This window comes from Bombella sp. ESL0385, assembly GCF_009725755.1.
Taxonomy (GTDB): Bacteria; Pseudomonadota; Alphaproteobacteria; order Acetobacterales; family Acetobacteraceae; genus Bombella; species Bombella pollinis.
This window is the reverse complement of record NZ_WNIJ01000001.1, coordinates 1280626-1298554: the sequence shown is the minus strand read 5'-3', so window position 1 is coordinate 1298554 and position 17929 is coordinate 1280626. Positions and strand designations below refer to the sequence as shown.

Sequence of the window (17929 nt, the reverse complement as noted above, 5' to 3'; positions counted from 1 at the left end):
ACATGGAGCCGCGCACTCCCTTAGTGCTGTGGGCAGTGTTTTAAGGGAGTGATTCGGGGTTGAGGATGAGGGGGGTGTCTTGGCGCGTATAATGCGTTGGCCCAATTTTGGCGTAATGAGCCTCGTGAGAGAAAATATTATACTCAACACCACTTGTTAACGCATGGAAAAGCCGTGCATTGTGCGGTGTGCGATAGCTGTGGAGAATACGGGAATATATAATAGGCCCCGTGGTTAGGAACGTCCCTTGCAGGCCGACACCATGGATGAAAGGGTCATAAAGCTTAATATTACATAATGTTTGATGAATAATACGCCGCAATAGAGGGTGCCCTGCTGCGTAGATAAGGAAGAATTGTTGATATTCTCCCGCATATTTAACATGCTGAATCTCAGGATATTCCGTACTGACACGTGGCCAGAAAGATAATAAGGCTGTATCGTCAGGATGAATTATTGTATGCAGCGGGACAACGATTGTTGATTTAAGGTCCAAATACACGCCGCCAAGCTGATAGAGGCAAAGATAGCGGAAAAGATCGGCTCGTGCGGCTCCGTAGCGAGGGTTTATAGCGTTATAATATTGTAAAACATCGTGACCATAGTGCTCTGCTATAAACTCATGAATAGTACGGCCGCCTTGGTCGGACCAATAGCAGAAGTCATAATCTGGGTTGAGAAGAATCAGATTATCACGATTTTGCCGAAACGATTCGGGGAACTCAGCCTCTTTGCCTGTTTGGTGGATATATTTTGCAATTTGGGTGGCTGGCGTTACGGCTGATGGCGGGGCGGGAAGTATATTAGGGTCAATGATACGCACATAGCTATCGGCACTGAGCATATTGCTATGGTGAGCCATGGACATATCAGGATGGAGAACGAGGTTTCCTTTTTCAGGATGGGTAAAGACACATTGATTATTGCCCATATTTTTAAGCACATAGCCATGCTTTGCCATCTCTTGCTCAGAGGCAGGAGGGAGAGCGTTTTCATCGCTGTAAGCGCAAACATGCTGTTGTGTTAGCCTCTCGGTGGTGTAGGCAATATAAGTATTAAGGCGGCTAAGGAACATGATGCAGGCCCTTTCGCTTAGGGTTTGACCGAGCGGCAGGAGAGGGTGAAGTGACTGATGGCGTTATCTTCATCATTTGTTAAAGAGATTGTGCGCATCTCACCCTCTTGAATGCTGGATAAAGCAGAGAGGCTAGAGAGATTGTTATAAATATTGATTATATGATCCCCGATGCGCCCGCAGCCTGGTTTATTTTCACTAGGGGGTAAAAAAGAGAAATGCCCCACATGTTGCGCTGATGTTGCCTCACAAATAGTGCTCATATCAGGGTCACTGATGAGGGAAAGCCCTTGCAATATTTGCTCTGTCACAGGGAGAAACTGCTCCCACGCATTTACGGCGTTTACAAAGCCTAGGTCATCAGAACGTGGATTGATGCTCAAAAATTCTTGTGCCCCTTTCTTCTGCAATTTAACCAGACCTCTGCGGATTTTCTTCATAATCAGAGGCTCAATGGGTAGTTGCTCCCCATAAAGGGTCCACCATGTAAGCTCCGCTTCTAGCGGAATGGGGAAGGGGGAGGGTACAAAGCCATTGGTTAGCGTCCCTTGGAAGGGCGTACGAATAAGGCGGCCCTGAGAGGGAGCATAGCCGATGATATGCCCAAAGCAATCCAGAAACCAAACTCTCTCAAAAAAAGGTGAGCTATGCTGCATCATCACAAGACTATAGAACTTTTTATGATTCTTTATAAGATTATTTCCTCATTCTTGAGAAAAAGTTTATACTGTACGGAGATAGAGCGTTACACTTTGTGTGCCGTAGGTGAGAGGGTTGTAAAAAGCCTTCTTTCTGTACGGGGTTAGGATGTGGGGATGAGTGAAGCAGTTCGATTGCTAATATGGGACATGGACGAGACCTTTTGGAAAGGTACATTAGCCGAGGAGGGCATCATTGCGGGAAGTGATTCTTCGGAGATTGTCGTCTCTTTAACGGAGCGCGGCATTATGAACTCGATTTGTTCAAAAAATGATTTTGAATCTGTCAAAACGCAGCTTGAGGCTATGGGTGTGTGGGATCACTTTGTGTTTCCCAGTATTGATTGGTCCAGCAAAGGTAAACGTGTTGCTGAGATTATTCAAAAAATGCAGCTTCGCCCAGAGGCGGTTATGTTCATTGATGATAATGCCACTAATCGTGAGGAAGTGCGTCAAGCCTGCCCCGGTATTCAGGTTGAGGATGAGCATTTTATAGCCCAGATATTAGAGTCTGACCTTTTTAAGGGCAAAGATGATAAAGAAAAAACACGTCTTAAACAGTATAAATTGCAAGAGCAGAAATATGCAGACCGTGAAGGAAATGGTGATGCTGCTCTTGATGATTATGAGTTTCTTAGAAAGAGTAATATACAGGTCGAAATTATCTATGATTTGACAGACCATAAAGAGCGTGTTGCCGAGCTGCTCAATCGGACGAATCAGCTTAACTTTACAAAAAAGAGGCTCTCAGAGAATAAAGCGGAAGCCCTTTATGATGTAGAGCGGATGGTAGAGCATACAGGCACGTTCAACCATATGGCGGTGGTGCGTGTCCGGGATAATTACGGCGATTATGGGATTGTTGGTTTTTTCCATGTCGTGCAAAATGCAACGGATAACTTCCTTGTGCATTTCTGCTTTTCCTGCCGTACATTGGGGATGCATATTGAGACATGGGTTTATCGTTATCTAGGTAAACCTTATCTTGAGGTACAAGGCGAGGTCGCAAATGACCCGACTACAGATACAGCCCCCGTGGATTGGGTACAGCTCACATCCTTTGATAGTGACGGGGAGGCTGTCCCTCTTGAGCAAGCGGATTATCCCATTCTTATGGGTGGCGGATGTGATGTTGATTCCATTCGGCATTATGTGAAGGATTGCTCTAGCGATATTACCGTTTTTACAAATACGGTGCGCCATGGCTTCCTTATCCGGCGGGACCATTCCTCTATGGTGCGTATTAGTGTGGAAGGTTGCGAGCAGGAAAAAACAACTCTGCGGCAATGTGGTTATCAAGCGGAGGATTTCTTCCCCTCCTTAAAGCCATTAGAAGATGCCGCTTGGGGACTTGTTGTTTTTAGTTTTTGGGCTGATGCTGGATTCCAGATTTACCGTTTGCCCGATAGTGAGCATACGGCGACTTATTGCCCTCCGCAGGTAGCATACGGTAACTTTCAAGAGTTTTATGAAGATGACTTCTTGAGGATGGGGGGTCCACGTTCTGAGTTGCGGCATTATCGCTTTGCAAAAGCGAATCTACGGCCCCTAGGTGTGATTGATGAGGAGCGACATAAGGAGAATCTAAGGGCTATTTTGCGTAAAGTTCCTGCTCACTGTGATGTTGTGTTGTTTACCTTGCCGTCTAAGGTGCCGGACTTATATCCAGATTCTGGGATTTTAGAGCGGCATAATACGGTGGCATTCTGGCAGTATGAGGTCTCTGAGGAGTTCCCGAATGTGCGTTGTGTCAATTTTGACCAATTCATCCAATCCCCTGAGGATGCTCACACCTATGATCATTTTGGTCGTGTGGTTTATTTAAGGGCTGGGCAGTATCTCAAGGATTTGTATCAAAAGAAGCTGCGTGAATTGCACGAAGCATCAGTTTCAGAGCAGGATGAAGGGCCTTCCTCTGTAAAAGAGAAAGATGTTTCGCCTGATGATTTAGCCGTGCAATAAGCACAATATCGCTATGTGTTAGAATAGTAGGGTAATAAGGATTTTAAATGTCGATAAAAAACGCTTTTAATGTCTCTTTTGAGCGTATTTGGTTCCTTGATGCTTACGGGCATGTTCTATGTTACGCTCCTTATTACAAAGGGCTGGCGCGCGTTCCGATATTAGGGATGTTATTAAAGGGATTTGTGGCTCTGCCTTATCCATTGCCAATCTCCTCTGTGCCGACATGGTGGGGGAGTGCAGGGAGCCCGTTAGAGGTGCCAGAGTTTTTGTTAGAACGTACATCTGATGATTTTGTAACTTTGCGTAAGAAATTAACAGGCGAATATCTTTCTATTGACGTTCATAATAACAAAACGCCTCTTGTCGTTGGGCTTAATGGGTGGGAGCGTTTTTTACCTATTACGCATGATATGTTCCAAGGGTTGGTTTTAATGACAAACCCCGATATTGGCGAAGTACGACTAGCCTCTACAGGACAAAGAGTAAGGGAATTAGTGTTTCCTGTAGGGGGTGCGTCTGAGTTCCATACTGCACTGCTGGGTGATGCCCGGATTGATTTAAAGGAAAGCCGAGCCGCCTTTGCGGCTTTGGGACGTTTGGGTGTGAATGAAACTGTAACACTCTCTTTACCCCTTTATGAGGGGAAAGGGCATTGCATTATCACAGCAACCCGTCTGCAACCTATCGTGGGGGAGGGCTAAGGCCATGTTCGTTGGGTATCTGGGGACTTATATCGCCCTGCATGATGGGGAGATTGTACAACGCCATTTATGTTCTTGGTTTGATAAGGATGAGGCACACCCCCTCACGCAAGAGGAGTTAGAAGCAAGAGGCTATGTGCGTCAGTATGTGGCAAATGGGCGGTATGTTTTTCAACATGCAGAGAAGGGTTGCCTCTCTTTTGCCCATGATATGAGTGTTACGCATGTTGCATCACCAAGGAAGAATGAGATTTTTCAGGAGATTGACCCTTCCATCCTTCCAGACCCTGTAGCCGAGCGGCCTCTTAATGGAGGGGTTGAGAGGAATATTCATCAGATTGGTATTGGTTTGGGTGATCCGGGAGAATACCCCGAAATATTTCGTGAAAACCGCGCACAGCTCATTCATTTAAATTCAGAATATGAGTATTTTTATTGGTCTGATGGTGGGTTTTTTGACATAAAAAAGTTCCTCTTGGATTATTATAGCGAGGAGGTTTACGAATATTATCAGGCTATTCATCCTGATTATGGTGCGGCGAAAGCTGACCTGTTCCGGTACTTATGTTTATACGCGGTAGGTGGTGTTTATGTGGATTTAAAATCCGTTATCGCAGCACCGCTTAGTACGATTATTAAGCCTGAGGATCGCTTCTTGGTCTCGCAATGGTGGCATGGGGCGCGTCAACATCCCGAAGTTCAGCATATGACCTATGGCGAGTATGAGCAATATTATATCATCTGCGCGTCTGGGCATCCTTTAATGCGGCGTATTATCCATCAGGTGATGTGTTTATTGCGGGTTTATCAGCCGGATATGCAGGGGACTGGGCGGCATGGTACGTTGGTGCTGACAGGCCCTATTATGTATTCGCGTATGATTGAGGCTTATGCTCACGAGGGACCAGTCCGTCATATTCATAGTTTAAGCAACGGCGTGGAATATACAACCGTTGGTGAGAGAGGCGGGCATGAGCAGCATACAGGTCGCGTGCATTATTCTGCGTCTATCTCACCTATAGTGCAGAACCCCGCTGCATTATAAATGGAGTGTAGTGCGCATCTTTTTTTGATGTTTTGTTAGGATTCTGGTAAAGCCTGTTAAGAGAGTGTACGCCTGTTGGCGTATGTCCTATCTTCAGTGAAGGAAATGTCTATGCCTGATTTTGATGCTTTGCAACGTGTATGGCTTATGGATTGGTTCGGCCATGTTCTAAATTATGATGCCGACCGGAAGGATTTGCGTCGTCAGTTTCTGACACCGTGTGAATATCCTGATTTGTTTATGATTTCTTCTTGGCCCGTGCAAACGCCGTCACGTGTAATGCTGCGCCGGACATCTTCTATCCCTCAAGGTTTACCAGAGGCACAATTTGTGGAGGCTGGTAAGCATATTGTTGGGCTTCAAACGCAAGGGGCTGCGGGGACATTCCTCTCCATTAACCCTAGCAACGAAGATACACACTGGTATGCTGGCTACCTGTTGGATTGGGAACGTTTCATCCCTCTGACAAAGCCCATGATGGATGCTTTCTCCATTTTTATTGATGGCTCTTTTGCTGAGTTGAAGATTAATGGTAAGCCGGTGAGCGGCCTGACATGGCCGGATGTTGCCCATAATATCGGGAACTACTTCTGGCTCGGCGAGCATAAAGTGGCTCTTTCTCGGAATCTTGAGAAGCTGGCTGAGATTGGTGAGATTCCGCCGGGTAAGTCTGTGGATGTGCTGTTGCTTAGCCCAGAGAGCGACCAGATAAAGCTAACAGTGACACGTTCTGACGTGCCGTTGGAAGACTGATTGCAGCGATACATACCCTTTCATAGTTTTAAAGGAATTATGAAAGGGGTGGTGTTAAGGGCAAAAAAAACACCCCAGAGATGATGTCTCTGGGGTGTTGTCTTAGATCTTAGAAGCGTACCATAACGCGTTCGAGCGTTTTACGGTAATCATCGGTGTAAGGACCATCCCATCCATTCCATGGTTTAGGGAAGCCGGTATAATGGATGGCAAATGGGTCTTTTAAGGTCTCTTGGTAGAGATCGCGCCAATGGTCGGGCAGATTCTCACTTGCTTCTTCACATCCCGGCCCCCAGCAAACATCCCAATTGGGATGAATAAAACAAACACGGCCATAGAAGATGCGATTAAGGATATCTTGGTCCATCATCCAAAAGAGCGTACCACATAATGCACCACATTCTTTGACCTGATGCTCTGTAATTTTGTTGATATTGATAACCAGCACACCACCTTGGAAATAGTCATCAGAGTTTTGAACCCCAAGCGCGCCGCGATGATAATCAATTAAAGGAGGTCCCCCAGCGACTTCTTGCGGGAGGCGGAAGCCATTATGCTGAGCAGGGATCATCAAAAGGTCCCGTGTGGCCCCAATTTGGGCATCTTTATGGATGGAATAATAAAGTAAGCTCGGGCAACGCCGCATAAAGATGTCAGAATCAAGATAGATAACACGCGGAAAATTATGCAGCAGCTCTGGGATTGCAAGGCGGTAGAAAGTAGGGCGCGAGGCATGGCCCAAGTAAGAAGGATTATGCCTGTTCATCCACTCGCTGACATCCACGAAATGGATCTCTGAGCGGTCCGTGTTAAAGAGGGCGCGGCCAATATTTTGCACCGCCTCGGACATCCCCTCATGGAATAGGTAAAAGGCCAAACGAACCCCGGGAAGAATATTGTCTAACCCGGATTGTATGGTAGTATAGGCGTAAGGCGCGAAGTTTTCGCTTAGGCCTAGAACGATGGGAATGGTGCCAGCCGATGGGAGAGGTAATGTCTGCATAGCCAAACAATACCAATACCTGATAAAGGTGCCAAGATAAAAAAGCGAGATTAGTGTGGTAAGAATGCAGAAGGGTTGTCAGGCATGAAAGCAGACCGGGGAAGTTTTTTTTATTTGGAAACTGCCCACGGAGGCTGGCTAGCTGTGAGGCAGGCAGACGGTGCGGTGTGCCATGTGCGTTGTGATGAGATGGTCTCGCGCGCAGAGGATGGTACGTCACTCTATCGCCCATTATTGTGTGTGGTATTCCCACAATGGCCTGATTATGCATTCTTAACAGCAGAGCCCCCTATGGAGGAAGGTACAATGCCTTCTGTCCTATGGGTGGATCAGTTCCTCTATAAAGGCACAGTGATTCCTTTTCGCCGCATTAAAACGGTAGAAAGTGGGGAATATGCGGGGTTAGAGAGCGTTTTTGTACAAGAGCGTTTCTGCACAACGCACGCATGGTCTTATACAAAGGGTGTTAACCATCTCCTCGGTGATTGCGTGCAGATGAAGGGGTGGGAGCAGTTCCGCTTCTGTCCAGTAGAGCCTGAGGGGAGCTTGCTGGAGCTTGGTCGTGCCTTAGCGGGGCATTTCCGGCAAGCTTTGAGGCCAGACGCATTACGCACATTGATTCTCACTTATGAGGGGCCGTGCCTCCAGCATGTGCTGGATGCCGTTTTTCCTTTCATGCGGGCGGCGGATATGCGCGCCTTTGCGGCCCTGCTCTTTAAGGATGAGGCTCTATTAGGGGCTTTGGGGCAGAAGGTGAAAGAGGGCTTCTGGGTCGAGGCTATTAAGGCTTTGGTTGCGTGGGATGATGAGGGTCGTCCTGCATCACGCGCCTCTTTGGTCTGTGATGAGGGTAATATAAGGCTGACTTACGGTGTGGTTGGGGCCCCGGAAGGCTTTTTACAAATGCTGGTGCATTATATGCGCCGCCATATCCAGCCGCGTAAAAAAGTGTGCCTGCTTTCCACAGTACGCAATGAGGGTATTTATCTATTAGAATGGATTGCCTATCATAGAAATATCGGTGTTGAGCATTTCTTTATCTATAGTAATGATAATGATGACCAATCTGATGTTTTGTTAAAAGCCTTACATCATGAAGGTATCATTACATATATTGATAATAAGGTCTCGTTAGGGGATTCAGCGCAGTTAAAAGCATATGGACATGCGTTGAATATTTTGCCCGATATTTTGGATTATGAATGGAGCTTTATCCTTGATGGGGATGAGTTCATAACATTATCGCCGATGTTTGATAGGGTACAAGATTATTTAAAAGGCATGGAGCGATGGGATGCCGATGCTATCGCGCTTAATTGGCAGTTTATCTCGTCTGAAGTGAATCAGAATGGTTTCTCCGACCTTACAATCCCGCTGACACAGCGTAATAGGGTGATTGTGTCTCATGGGCGTGTTGGTGAGGGATGGCGTCTTGTTAAGACAGTCTGTCGGCCTCATAGCGTGCTGCAATCACGCCCGCATAACCCACTGGCTTGGCATGGTGATTCCTTTACTTACCGGTTGGCTAATGGCGGTTTGCATGAATATCGCAACCCACCGCCGGGGATCGGGCGGGACCCTGCTTTCTCTGACCACGGGTATTTCGATAAAATCTATGTCTCGCATTATTATTTTAAATCTATTGTGGAATGGGTTTGGAAATATGCGCGTAATAGCGGGCTAGATGGTGCGATTTCCTTCGGTGTTGAGCGTTATGCTGATTATTGGGCGAACTCTTACATCACGCAGCTTGAGGATACATCCACCGCGGTAAATGAGAATATTTTATTGCGTGAACATGCAACACGGAATGAATTGGAACGTCTCCGCCGTGTACCTGCCTTGCGAGATGCTGAAAATATCGTCCGCTATGCGTGGGAGGAGCGGCTGAATTATCTGTTGGATATGATTGAGGAAGCTGATGTCGCATCGCGCTTGCGGGAGGAGTGGCGTTATATTCTGGATACTATTCCGATGGAGCGGGCTGGAAGCCTGACCTTGCATAGTTAAGCTCTTTTAGGACGGGTCTATAAAAAAGCTGGGGATAGGCGTATCGCTCTTTAGGGCGTGGTCTATCTTCTGGCAGGCCTGAAGGGCTTCGTTGATTGTGACATCCATATCTAAATATCTATAAGTGCCGAGTCGTCCTAGAAAGGACACATGAGGGGTCGCCCGTGCTTTTTGGATGTAATGGGCTAGGTTTTGGCTCTTATGAGCAAGCCGTATAGGGTAATAAGGCGCATCATCAGCTTGAGCGAGGCGGCTATATTCCCGAAACCAAACGGTCTTTTTAAGATGTGGTGCCTCCCATGGGGTGAAATGTTTATGCTCGGCGATGCGTGTGTAGGGAACGGCTTCATCACAATAATTGATGACGGCTGTGCCTTGGTAATCACCAAGGCCTTCATATTTTTCAAAATCTAATGTGCGATAGGGTAGACGGCCGTAGGCATAGTTAAAGTAACGGTCAAGTGGTCCTGTATAGAAGATATGGTCAAATTGATTTTTGAAAGGAATATCTTCAAACCTTGTATTGAGTTGGATGTCTATAGGGAGGTTGAGCAGCATAGAGTTAATAAGGGCTGTATAGCCTTGCTCTGGAATCCCTTGATAAGGGTGGTTAAAGTAATTGTCATCATAATTGAACCGTATTGGTAGCCTTTTTAGGATGGAAGCAGGAAGCTCCTTAGGGTCCATCCCCCATTGTTTGCGTGTGTAGCCTCGGAAGAAGGTATTGTATAAGTCTTTTCCGATGAGGGAGATTGCTTGTTCTTCAAAATTGGAAGGATTTTTGATTGTTTTGTCAGCGATATTATAGATAAATTGTTCTGCTTCTTGAGGATTTAGTGTCTTTTTATAAAATTGATTTATGGTCATCAAATTAATAGGTAAAGAAAAGACGTGATTTTGAGCTATGGCTTTGACCCGATTAATATAGGGCCGAAATGTACCAAATTGCGTTATAAATTCCCAAACATGATGATGGGCTGTATGAAAGATATGTGGCCCATAATGGTGAAGCATAATATGGCTGCTCGGGTCACGCGATGTATGGCAGTTACCTGCGAGATGTGGGCGTTCATCTAATAGGAGAACGTCATGACCATGTAGGGCGAGATGACGGCTAATGATGGTCCCGCTAAAGCCAGCACCAATAACGCAGAACTTCATTATTAACCTTCTATAAATAAAACGTAATACTTAAAATATACTCTATATTTTTAACTTCAAGAAGAAAAATTATATGTCTAATTATACATTAATATATGGTTTATATTTAATTAAATAATTATATATCTTATTTTATACCTTTCCTCCTTGGGGGAGACCATTTGGTCCTTGTGGTGTGGCGGGGTTTGTTTTTTCATAGAGAGGCGATTTGATGGGAGGATAAGAGAGTATGACGGAGTCCCGTGTCGTTTTACGCTCATTCGTGTGGCGTTTCTTATATGTAGGGATAGCAGCATGTGTGGGGGGAGGGTGTATGATCCCCTCAACGTCTTATGCGGCATCCTCGGCAGTACAGTCCTCTAGGGCCTCTCTTTCCTCTCATGATATTTTCCTTGAGGAGGTAGAGCATCGGACCTTTAATTGGTTTTGGGAGACGGCGAATCCGCGCAATGGGTTGGTGCCAGACCGTGCGCCTTTGCCGCATGGGGCGGCGAGTATTGCCAGTGTTGGCTTTGGTTTGACAGCTTATGGCATTGGTGTGGAGCGTGGCTATATCACACGGGCGCAGGCTGTGGAGCGCAGTTTGGTCACGCTGCGTTTTCTTCTCTCTTTACCGCAAGGGCGCGCGGTGAATGGGACGGCGGGGTATCGTGGGTTTTTCTATCATTTCTTAGATTCTGAGACCGGTTTGCGCGTGGCAGATTGGTCGGAACTTTCGAGTATTGATACGGCCTTATTGATGGCTGGGGTGTTATTCACCCAGTCCTATTATGATGGACATAATGCTGATGAGCGTGAGATTCGGGCATTAGCGGATAAGCTTTATCGCCGTGTGAATTGGCGTTGGATGACAGGCGGTAAAAGCTCTTGGTTGAGCATGGGGTGGATGCCGCCTGATAAGTTCCTCTCTGCGGAATGGAAAGGCTATAATGAGGGGCTGATGCTGTATGTTATGGCGTTAGGGGCCCCATCTCATGCTCTGCCAGCGGAAACATGGGACCGTTGGACGGAGACGCATAAAGGACAGCAAGGGGAGTTTTACGGGCATCACCTCCTTAATTTCGCGCCATTATTTGGGCATCAATATAGCGAATCGTGGGTCGATTTCCGTGATATTCGCGATAAAGCGAGCCGTGAGCGCGGGTACGATTACTTCCAGAATAGTCGTGAGGCTGTTTATGCGCAGCGGGATTATGCCGTGCATAATCCGGGCCATTGGCGGGGATATGACGAGAATGTCTGGGGCTTAACGGCCTCCGATGGGCCGGGTGAGGCTGAGCGTGAGGTCGATGGGCAGAAGCGGCATTTTATGGCTTATAGTGCCCGTGGGGCGGGGCGCGATTATGTCTTAGATGATGGTACGATTGCCCCAACGGCCATAGGTGGGTCCGTTGCGTTTGCGCCGGAAATTACGCTGCCTGCGCTAAAAGCGATGAAGGAACGCTACGGGGCGCGGATTTATAATCAATATGGTTTTTTGGATGCGTTTAACCCAAGTTTTGAGACGAAGGATGGGTTTTGGGTGGATGAGCAGCAGCTTGGTATTGATCAAGGGCCAATTTTGCTGATGATTGAGAATCTACGCAGCGGCTTTGTATGGAAGGTGATGCGGAAGAACCGTTATATCCGTGCAGGGTTGGAGAAAGCCGGATTTACGGGGGGATGGCTCTCGAAGCCGCAAGAGACGATGCCGTGAATTAGGGGTTGCTGATATGAATCTGCTCACGCTTGGCTTTTGCGAAAAACTCAGGCGTGATGTTGATGCCCGCAGAGGCGTGTTGGAGGATGGTGGTGGTAAAGCCATCCTGCACGGCGTGGCGCGCGCTTGCGAGTACGCAGACATCTAACGCCACACCGCAGAGAAAGACGCGGGATACGCCTAAGCCTTTGAGCAGGGCGGTTAGCCCGGTGGATGTGCCTGTATCATCGTAAAAGGCGGAGTTGGAGTCTGCTCCCAATGCTGTGCCTTTGCGGATGATATGGGTTATAGGGCTGTGGTTTAACCCATCCACAAAGGCGGCACCGTGGCTGCCTGCAAGGCAATGGATAGGCCAAGACCCGCCTTGTTGGGTGAAGGAGCAATGGCCTGCCGGGTGCCAGTCCTGCGTAGCGATGACGGCACGAAAGCCAAGCTTTGTTAGCTGATTGATATGAGGGATGAGCCTATCCCCATCGGAGACAGGCAAGGCCCCACCGGGCATGAAGTCCCGCTGCATATCGATAATGAGCAGCGCATCTTGGGCCGTGCCGTACGGTGTGGCAAGAGAGGGCGTCATGGAATGGCCTTCTTCATCCGTGTGACGAGGAGCTGATTGATGCGGAATCGCTCGACATCGACTACCTCAAAGCGGAACCCTGCAACCTCAATACGATCAGCCTTGCGGGCCATACGGCGGAGGCGGTGGATGACAAAGCCGCCGATTGTATCAAACTCGGCATGGTCAAGAATGAGAGGAATATCAAGCTCCCGCACGACATCAAGAACAGGGGCTGCCCCGTCAATGAGCCAAGAATCATCATCACGGCGGACGATGGCTTGTTCCTCAAATGGGTTAGCAAGCCCATCCATGAGCGCACCCATAATATCCTTATAGGTGATGAGGCCAACAACTAGCCCATATTCGTTAAAGATGAGCGCAAAACCTGCCCCATGTGTATCGAACTGCGCGAGCGTCTCCCAAAGATTAAGCGTATCGGGCAGGGAGAGAACATCACGCCGCATGTTGAAGATTTGTTTGGGAGGGGCTTTTTGCGGGTCTGTTAGAGTGGCGGGTTCATCTACCACAGCCACGAGAACATCTTCAGCCCGAATAGAGCCGATGACTTGGTCTAACGAGCCATTACATAAAGGATAGCGCGAGTAAGGTCGGACACGGACTTTATCGCGTTGGCTCTCCAAGCTTTCATTGACATCAAGATAGACGATTTCATCACGCGGGGTCATGGCGGAGGTCACAGAGCGTGTCTGTAAGGCCATGACATTTTGAATCATCTGATGTTCTTGCTCTAATAACACGCCAGAGGCTGTACCTGCGGCCAGAATGGCGCGGAGGTCCTCCGGTGTGACAGGCTCTACCGTGGCGGTAGCAGGGATGCGCAGGAGTTTTAAGATGAGGTCTGCAATATGCGAAAAGACCCACACAGCCGGGTAAAGCAATTTTAGGACAAGGGCGGGGAACCATCCAACAGCGAGGGCGATTTTATCCGGGGCGTTCATCGCTGTGCGTTTGGGCAGGAGGTCCGCAAAGAGGACGAATAGCCCAGTGACGAGGATAAAGGAGCTGAAGGAGCCTATTTTCTCCGCTAAAGGGGCGGCCATACCTAACGCGCAAAGCCCATCGGCAAAGGGGTCGGTAAGGAGGGCATCACCAATCACACCGCCGAGAATCCCAACCGCGTTGAGGCAGATTTGGATAGCCGTCATCACTTGTCCGCTATTGCGGCGGAGGCGAAGGAAGGCACGGGCGCGTTTATCCCCGGCCTCGGCTAGGGCACGCATACGCGTCTCGCGCGCCGCAGCGAAGGAAATCTCCGAAAGGGAGATGAGGACGGACACCCCAATAAGCAGCACAATAGCGATGAGGCCGGTTGTGAGCATCAGGAGGGGATGGTGGGTTGGTGATATAGTGGGCATGGATTGTCTCTACACGTCTCCTGCTAACCCGGCAATCGCGCGCCATTTGGCTTCGTTAACAGTGCGGATGTTAAGCTCATGGGCCTTTTTGGCTTTAGAGCCTGCTTTTTCACCCAAAACAACCAGCGTGGTGCGGCGCGAGACGCTATCTGTTACTTGCGCGCCAAGACGCTCGGCAATGGCTTTGGCTTCCGGGCGGGACATCGTGGTGAGGGAGCCAGTAAAGACCATAATCTCCCCTGTTAAAGGGGCATCGTCCCCTTCGCCGCGGGTGGGGCTGGTTTCCTCTGAGATGGTGAGGGTGGGGGTGAGGTCATTTAAGGCCTCTTGATTATGCTCTTCCTCAAAGAAATTGGCGATTTCTTCTGCAATGGCGGGGCCGATGCCCATAATGGCACTAAGATGAGCGCGCTCTTCGCTATCAGGCTGTTGCGCGGCCATCATAGCTTTATGCCATATGGGGTAGCTGTGATAATGGCGGGCCAGAAGCTGGGCGTTACGTTCCCCAATACGCCGGATGCCAAGGGCGTAGATGAACCGCGCAAAGCTGATGGTGCGGCGGGCTTCAATCGCGTTAAGGAGGTTTTCGACCGATTGCGGCCCCCAGCCTTCTAGCTTTTGGAGGCGGTCTTTATGCTCATATAGGCGGAAGATGTCCCCGGGGCGGCGAACAAGACCGAGCTCGTAAAAGCTGCGAATGCTGCGTTCGCCAAGGCCATCAATATCAAAGGCCTTGCGAGAGACAAAGTGAATGAGTCGCTCGACCGTTTGAGCGGGGCAGGTAAGGCCACCGCTGCATCGGCGTACGGCTTCATCACCTATACGTTCGGCATGGGCGTGGCAGACGGGGCAGTGGTCGGGGAAGTGGAAAGGCGGGGCACGGTTTGGACGCTCTGCATCCATAACGCGTACGATTTGGGGAATAACATCCCCTGCGCGTTGAATCTGGACGAGGTCACCGGGGCGGGCATCAAGGCGGCGGATTTCATCCTCATTATGCAAGGTAGCCCGCGAGACGATGACCCCACCAACATTGATAGGCTCTAAATGCGCCACGGGGGTGAGGGCCCCTGTACGGCCGACTTGGACCTCAATATCATTAAGGCGGGTGATGGCTTGTTCGGCAGGGAACTTCCACGCAATCGCCCAGCGAGGCGCACGGCCTACAAAGCCGAGCCGTGTTTGGAGGGCGATATCGTCAAGTTTAAAAACGATGCCATCAATATCATAATCAAGGTCAGGCCGTGCCGTAGCAAGCTCTGCCACATAAGCGGGGACATCACTGGCATGATGGATGGTGCGGGAGAGGGGATTAACGCTGAAGCCCCACGATTTTAGCTGATCGAGCCATTCTGTATGGGTGGTGACATCAAGCCCCGTATTATAGCCCATCCCATAAGCAAAAAGCCCTAAAGGACGGCACGCGGTAATAGAAGCATCTAATTGGCGGAGGGACCCAGCAGCGGCATTGCGTGGGTTGGCGAAGGGCTTCTCACCGCGTTCTTCTTGTTGTTTGTTGAGGGCGAGAAAGGCCGCGCGGCTCATAAAGATTTCGCCCCGGATTTCGATAACAGCAGGATAAGGGGCGGGAAGCTGTTGTGGGATTGTGCTGATGGTACGGATATTGGCCGTAACATCCTCCCCAACCGTGCCATCGCCGCGGGTGGTGGCGACTGTAAGTTGGCCATTTTCATAGGTTAGGTTGATGGAAAGCCCATCAATTTTAGGCTCTGCAATGAAGATGAGGGCATCAGTTTGGCTATTATCAAGCCCTAAAAAACGGCCAATCTTGCTGATGAAATGGGCGAAGTCTTCCTCATTAAAAACATTATCGAGCGAGAGCATAGGCGCGCGATGCTCGACCTTGCCGAAGGCAGGGTTAGGGGCAGCCCCGATCTGGGCAGAGGCACCATCTTTTCGTTTTAATTCGGGGTGGCGAGCCTCTAGCATGACAAGCTCTAGCCGGGTTTGGTCATAAAGAGCATCGGAGACTTCCGGCGCGTCATGGCCATGATACGCCTCATTCCATCGGGCGATTTTAGCTTCAAGCTCTGCGTAACGTTGGGCCGGGGTTTGGGTGGTCATGGTGTTGTGGGTCCCAAAAGGCTATCGGCCGCCGCACGGGCGGCATCGGTAACGGTAGTGCCCGCAAGCATACGGGCGAGTTCTTCCCGGCGTTCTTCCTCACTGAGGAGGGTTGCGCTGGTTTGCGTGTGGTTTTGCTTTACATGCTTGGCAATGCGGAGTTGATAATCTCCACGAGAGGCAACTTGCGGGCTATGGGTGATGGCCAACACCTGCACATCCTGCGCTACGCGATGAAGTCGCTCGCCAATGGCTGAGGCCGTGGCCCCGCCCACGCCGGAATCAACTTCATCAAACACGAGCGTTGTAAGGGAGGACCGTCCCGCGAGTACGACTTTAAGAGCGAGCATAAGGCGGGAGAGTTCCCCCCCAGAGGCGACCTTGCCAAGTGGGCCGGGTGGTTGGCCGGGGTTAGCGGCAATGAGGAAGGCGACCTGCTCCATCCCATGGCGGTTCCATTGCTCTGGTGCGAGGGAGGAGAGTTCTACAATAAAGCGGGCGCGTTCTAATTTGAGGGGGGCTAATTCCGCCATAACGCGTTTTTCAATCTGGCGAGCGGCTTTTTCCCTAGCGATGCTAAGCTCTTGCGCTGCGGCCTCATAAGCGGCGCGCTTTTGGTGTACTTGTTCTTCTAATTTTGCGAGAGCCTCTGTGCTGGACTCAATCGAGGCGAGGCGTTGATTGATATTGTCCAGAAAATCGGGGAGTTCGCTAACACTTATCTTATGTTTGCGGGCCTCAGCGCGGAGGGTAAAGAGGCGTTCTTCCGTCTCTTCTAAAAGGCGTGAATCGACAGTGGTATCTACTGCAAGGCGGGAGAGGAGGGTTTCGGCCTCAGCGAGATATTCTTCGGCTTTTTCTAGCGCGGTGAGGGCATCTTGCGCTTGCTCTTGCTGAGCAGAGGGAATCTCCTGTGCAGTGGCTTGTTCCCGATCTAAAGGGGAGGGTAAGAGGCGAGAGAGCGCACGATTAGCCGCACGTAGGGCATTGGCTGGCGTGGCTGAGCGGCGATCCCGTGGGGTGAGCTCACCCAAAGCAGCGGCTACGGCCTCGCCCCGGCGTTCATCTTGTTGGAGCTTAACGCGGAGAGCGGCGAGTTCTTCCTCCTCGCCTTCTTGGGGGGCGAGGGCGGTGAGATCCTCTGCAATTTGGCGGAGCCAGTCCTCCTCTTGGGTGGCCTCCTCTATCTCTTGGCGAGCGGTCTTTAGGGAACGGAGGGCATGTTGCCATTCATCCCACGTTTTGGCGACCTTTTGGCATAAGGTGGTAGGAACGCCGAATGCATCTAATAATGATTGATGAGCCGCTTGATTCGCCAGCCCCATTTGTTCATGCTGACCTTGAATCTCCACCAGTAAGGCGGCAACATCCCGCAAAATAGTGATGCCGACTGGTTGGTCACAAATATAAGCGCGGGAGCGTCCCTCTTGCGTGACAATACGGCGGAGGACGATAGGCTCGCCTTCCTCAATAGAGGCAATGTCTTTTTGGCGGAGGAGGGCATAAGCGGGATGGTCAGCGGGGAGTTCAAACACGGCGGTAACGCTGCTTTGCTCTGCCCCAGAGCGGATGATGCGGCTATTGGTCCGCTCCCCCAAAGCAAGGCCTAAACTATCGAGCAAGATGGATTTACCGGCCCCGGTTTCCCCCGTTAGGACGGTTAGCCCCGCATGGAAGGGGAGGTCCAGTTTCTCGATTAAGACAACATCACGGATGGAGAGATGTGTGAGCATAATGCAGCCTCCAGAACCTCGCAAAGATGGTGCATCTCTTGGATGTTTTAAACCATGCAGTGCCAG

14 protein-coding genes are annotated in these 17929 nt (G+C 49.8%); 6 read left to right on the top strand and 8 right to left on the bottom strand.

The genetic code is table 11. The features are described from left to right. Window positions 1-40 precede the first annotated feature (40 nt). Together GM557_RS06005 and GM557_RS06000 are read right to left on the bottom strand one after the other, a co-directional pair. Window positions 41-1075: a glycosyltransferase family 32 protein gene (locus GM557_RS06005; protein ID WP_155573364.1), complete on the bottom strand. Its 1035-nt coding sequence runs from the start codon at window positions 1073-1075 to the stop codon at window positions 41-43. A 17-nt stretch (window positions 1076-1092) separates the two neighbouring features. After that, window positions 1093-1734, bottom strand: a complete 642-nt coding sequence (locus GM557_RS06000; protein ID WP_155573363.1) for a hypothetical protein — start codon at window positions 1732-1734, stop codon at window positions 1093-1095. Window positions 1735-1890: 156 nt separating this feature from the next. On the opposite strand from GM557_RS06000, the gene GM557_RS05995 reads away from it, so the two are divergent. The 4 genes from GM557_RS05995 (at window position 1891) to GM557_RS05980 (ending at window position 6237) form a co-directional block, all read left to right on the top strand. Then, the gene (locus GM557_RS05995) at window positions 1891-3735 is read left to right on the top strand and encodes an HAD-IIIC family phosphatase (protein WP_155573362.1); all 1845 of its coding nucleotides are present in this window, start codon (window positions 1891-1893) and stop codon (window positions 3733-3735) included. 47 nt (window positions 3736-3782) lie between these two features. Beyond that, on the top strand, window positions 3783-4439 hold the full coding sequence (locus GM557_RS05990) for a hypothetical protein (RefSeq protein ID WP_155573361.1): 657 nt from the start codon (window positions 3783-3785) through the stop codon (window positions 4437-4439). A gap of 4 nt (window positions 4440-4443) precedes the next feature. Then, the gene (locus tag GM557_RS05985) at window positions 4444-5484 is read left to right on the top strand and encodes a glycosyltransferase family 32 protein (RefSeq protein WP_196424601.1); all 1041 of its coding nucleotides are present in this window, start codon (window positions 4444-4446) and stop codon (window positions 5482-5484) included. A 111-nt stretch (window positions 5485-5595) separates the two neighbouring features. Beyond that, window positions 5596-6237: a hypothetical protein gene (locus GM557_RS05980; RefSeq protein ID WP_155573359.1), complete on the top strand. Its 642-nt coding sequence runs from the start codon at window positions 5596-5598 to the stop codon at window positions 6235-6237. Between the two features lie 109 nt (window positions 6238-6346). Here GM557_RS05980 and GM557_RS05975 read toward each other — a convergent pair whose 3' ends face one another. After that, window positions 6347-7240 carry a glycosyltransferase family 8 protein gene (locus tag GM557_RS05975; RefSeq protein ID WP_155573358.1) on the bottom strand — a complete coding sequence of 298 codons (894 nt, stop codon included), beginning with the start codon at window positions 7238-7240 and terminating at the stop codon, window positions 6347-6349. Window positions 7241-7384: 144 nt separating this feature from the next. Between GM557_RS05975 and GM557_RS09040 the strand changes: the two genes are divergently transcribed. Continuing rightward, on the top strand, window positions 7385-9250 hold the full coding sequence (locus GM557_RS09040) for a glycosyltransferase family 2 protein (RefSeq protein ID WP_196424600.1): 1866 nt from the start codon (window positions 7385-7387) through the stop codon (window positions 9248-9250). Between the two features lie 6 nt (window positions 9251-9256). Here the strand turns inward: GM557_RS09040 and glf are convergent, their stop codons facing one another. Further along, the gene (gene glf / locus GM557_RS05965; RefSeq protein WP_155573356.1) at window positions 9257-10411 is read right to left on the bottom strand and encodes a UDP-galactopyranose mutase; all 1155 of its coding nucleotides are present in this window, start codon (window positions 10409-10411) and stop codon (window positions 9257-9259) included. Window positions 10412-10724: 313 nt separating this feature from the next. Between glf and GM557_RS05960 the strand changes: the two genes are divergently transcribed. Next, complete coding sequence (locus GM557_RS05960) at window positions 10725-12107, top strand: glucoamylase family protein (protein WP_155573355.1); 1383 nt, start codon at window positions 10725-10727, stop codon at window positions 12105-12107. Window position 12108: 1 nt separating this feature from the next. Here GM557_RS05960 and GM557_RS05955 read toward each other — a convergent pair whose 3' ends face one another. Genes GM557_RS05955 through recN form a run of 4 tightly spaced genes read right to left on the bottom strand, consistent with a single transcriptional unit; the run spans window position 12109 to window position 17863 of the window. After that, on the bottom strand, window positions 12109-12687 hold the full coding sequence (locus tag GM557_RS05955; protein ID WP_155573354.1) for an isochorismatase family protein: 579 nt from the start codon (window positions 12685-12687) through the stop codon (window positions 12109-12111). Further along, window positions 12684-14045 carry a hemolysin family protein gene (locus GM557_RS05950; RefSeq protein WP_155573353.1) on the bottom strand — a complete coding sequence of 454 codons (1362 nt, stop codon included), beginning with the start codon at window positions 14043-14045 and terminating at the stop codon, window positions 12684-12686. The genes GM557_RS05955 and GM557_RS05950 overlap by 4 nt, the downstream gene beginning before the upstream one ends. Window positions 14046-14054: 9 nt before the next feature. Continuing rightward, window positions 14055-16130 (bottom strand): NAD-dependent DNA ligase LigA, encoded by a 2076-nt coding sequence (gene ligA, locus GM557_RS05945; protein WP_155573352.1) that lies wholly within the window; start codon window positions 16128-16130, stop codon window positions 14055-14057. Beyond that, window positions 16127-17863, bottom strand: a complete 1737-nt coding sequence (gene recN, locus GM557_RS05940) for a DNA repair protein RecN (RefSeq protein ID WP_155573351.1) — start codon at window positions 17861-17863, stop codon at window positions 16127-16129. Before recN ends, ligA begins: the two co-directional genes overlap by 4 nt. Window positions 17864-17929 lie beyond the last annotated feature (66 nt).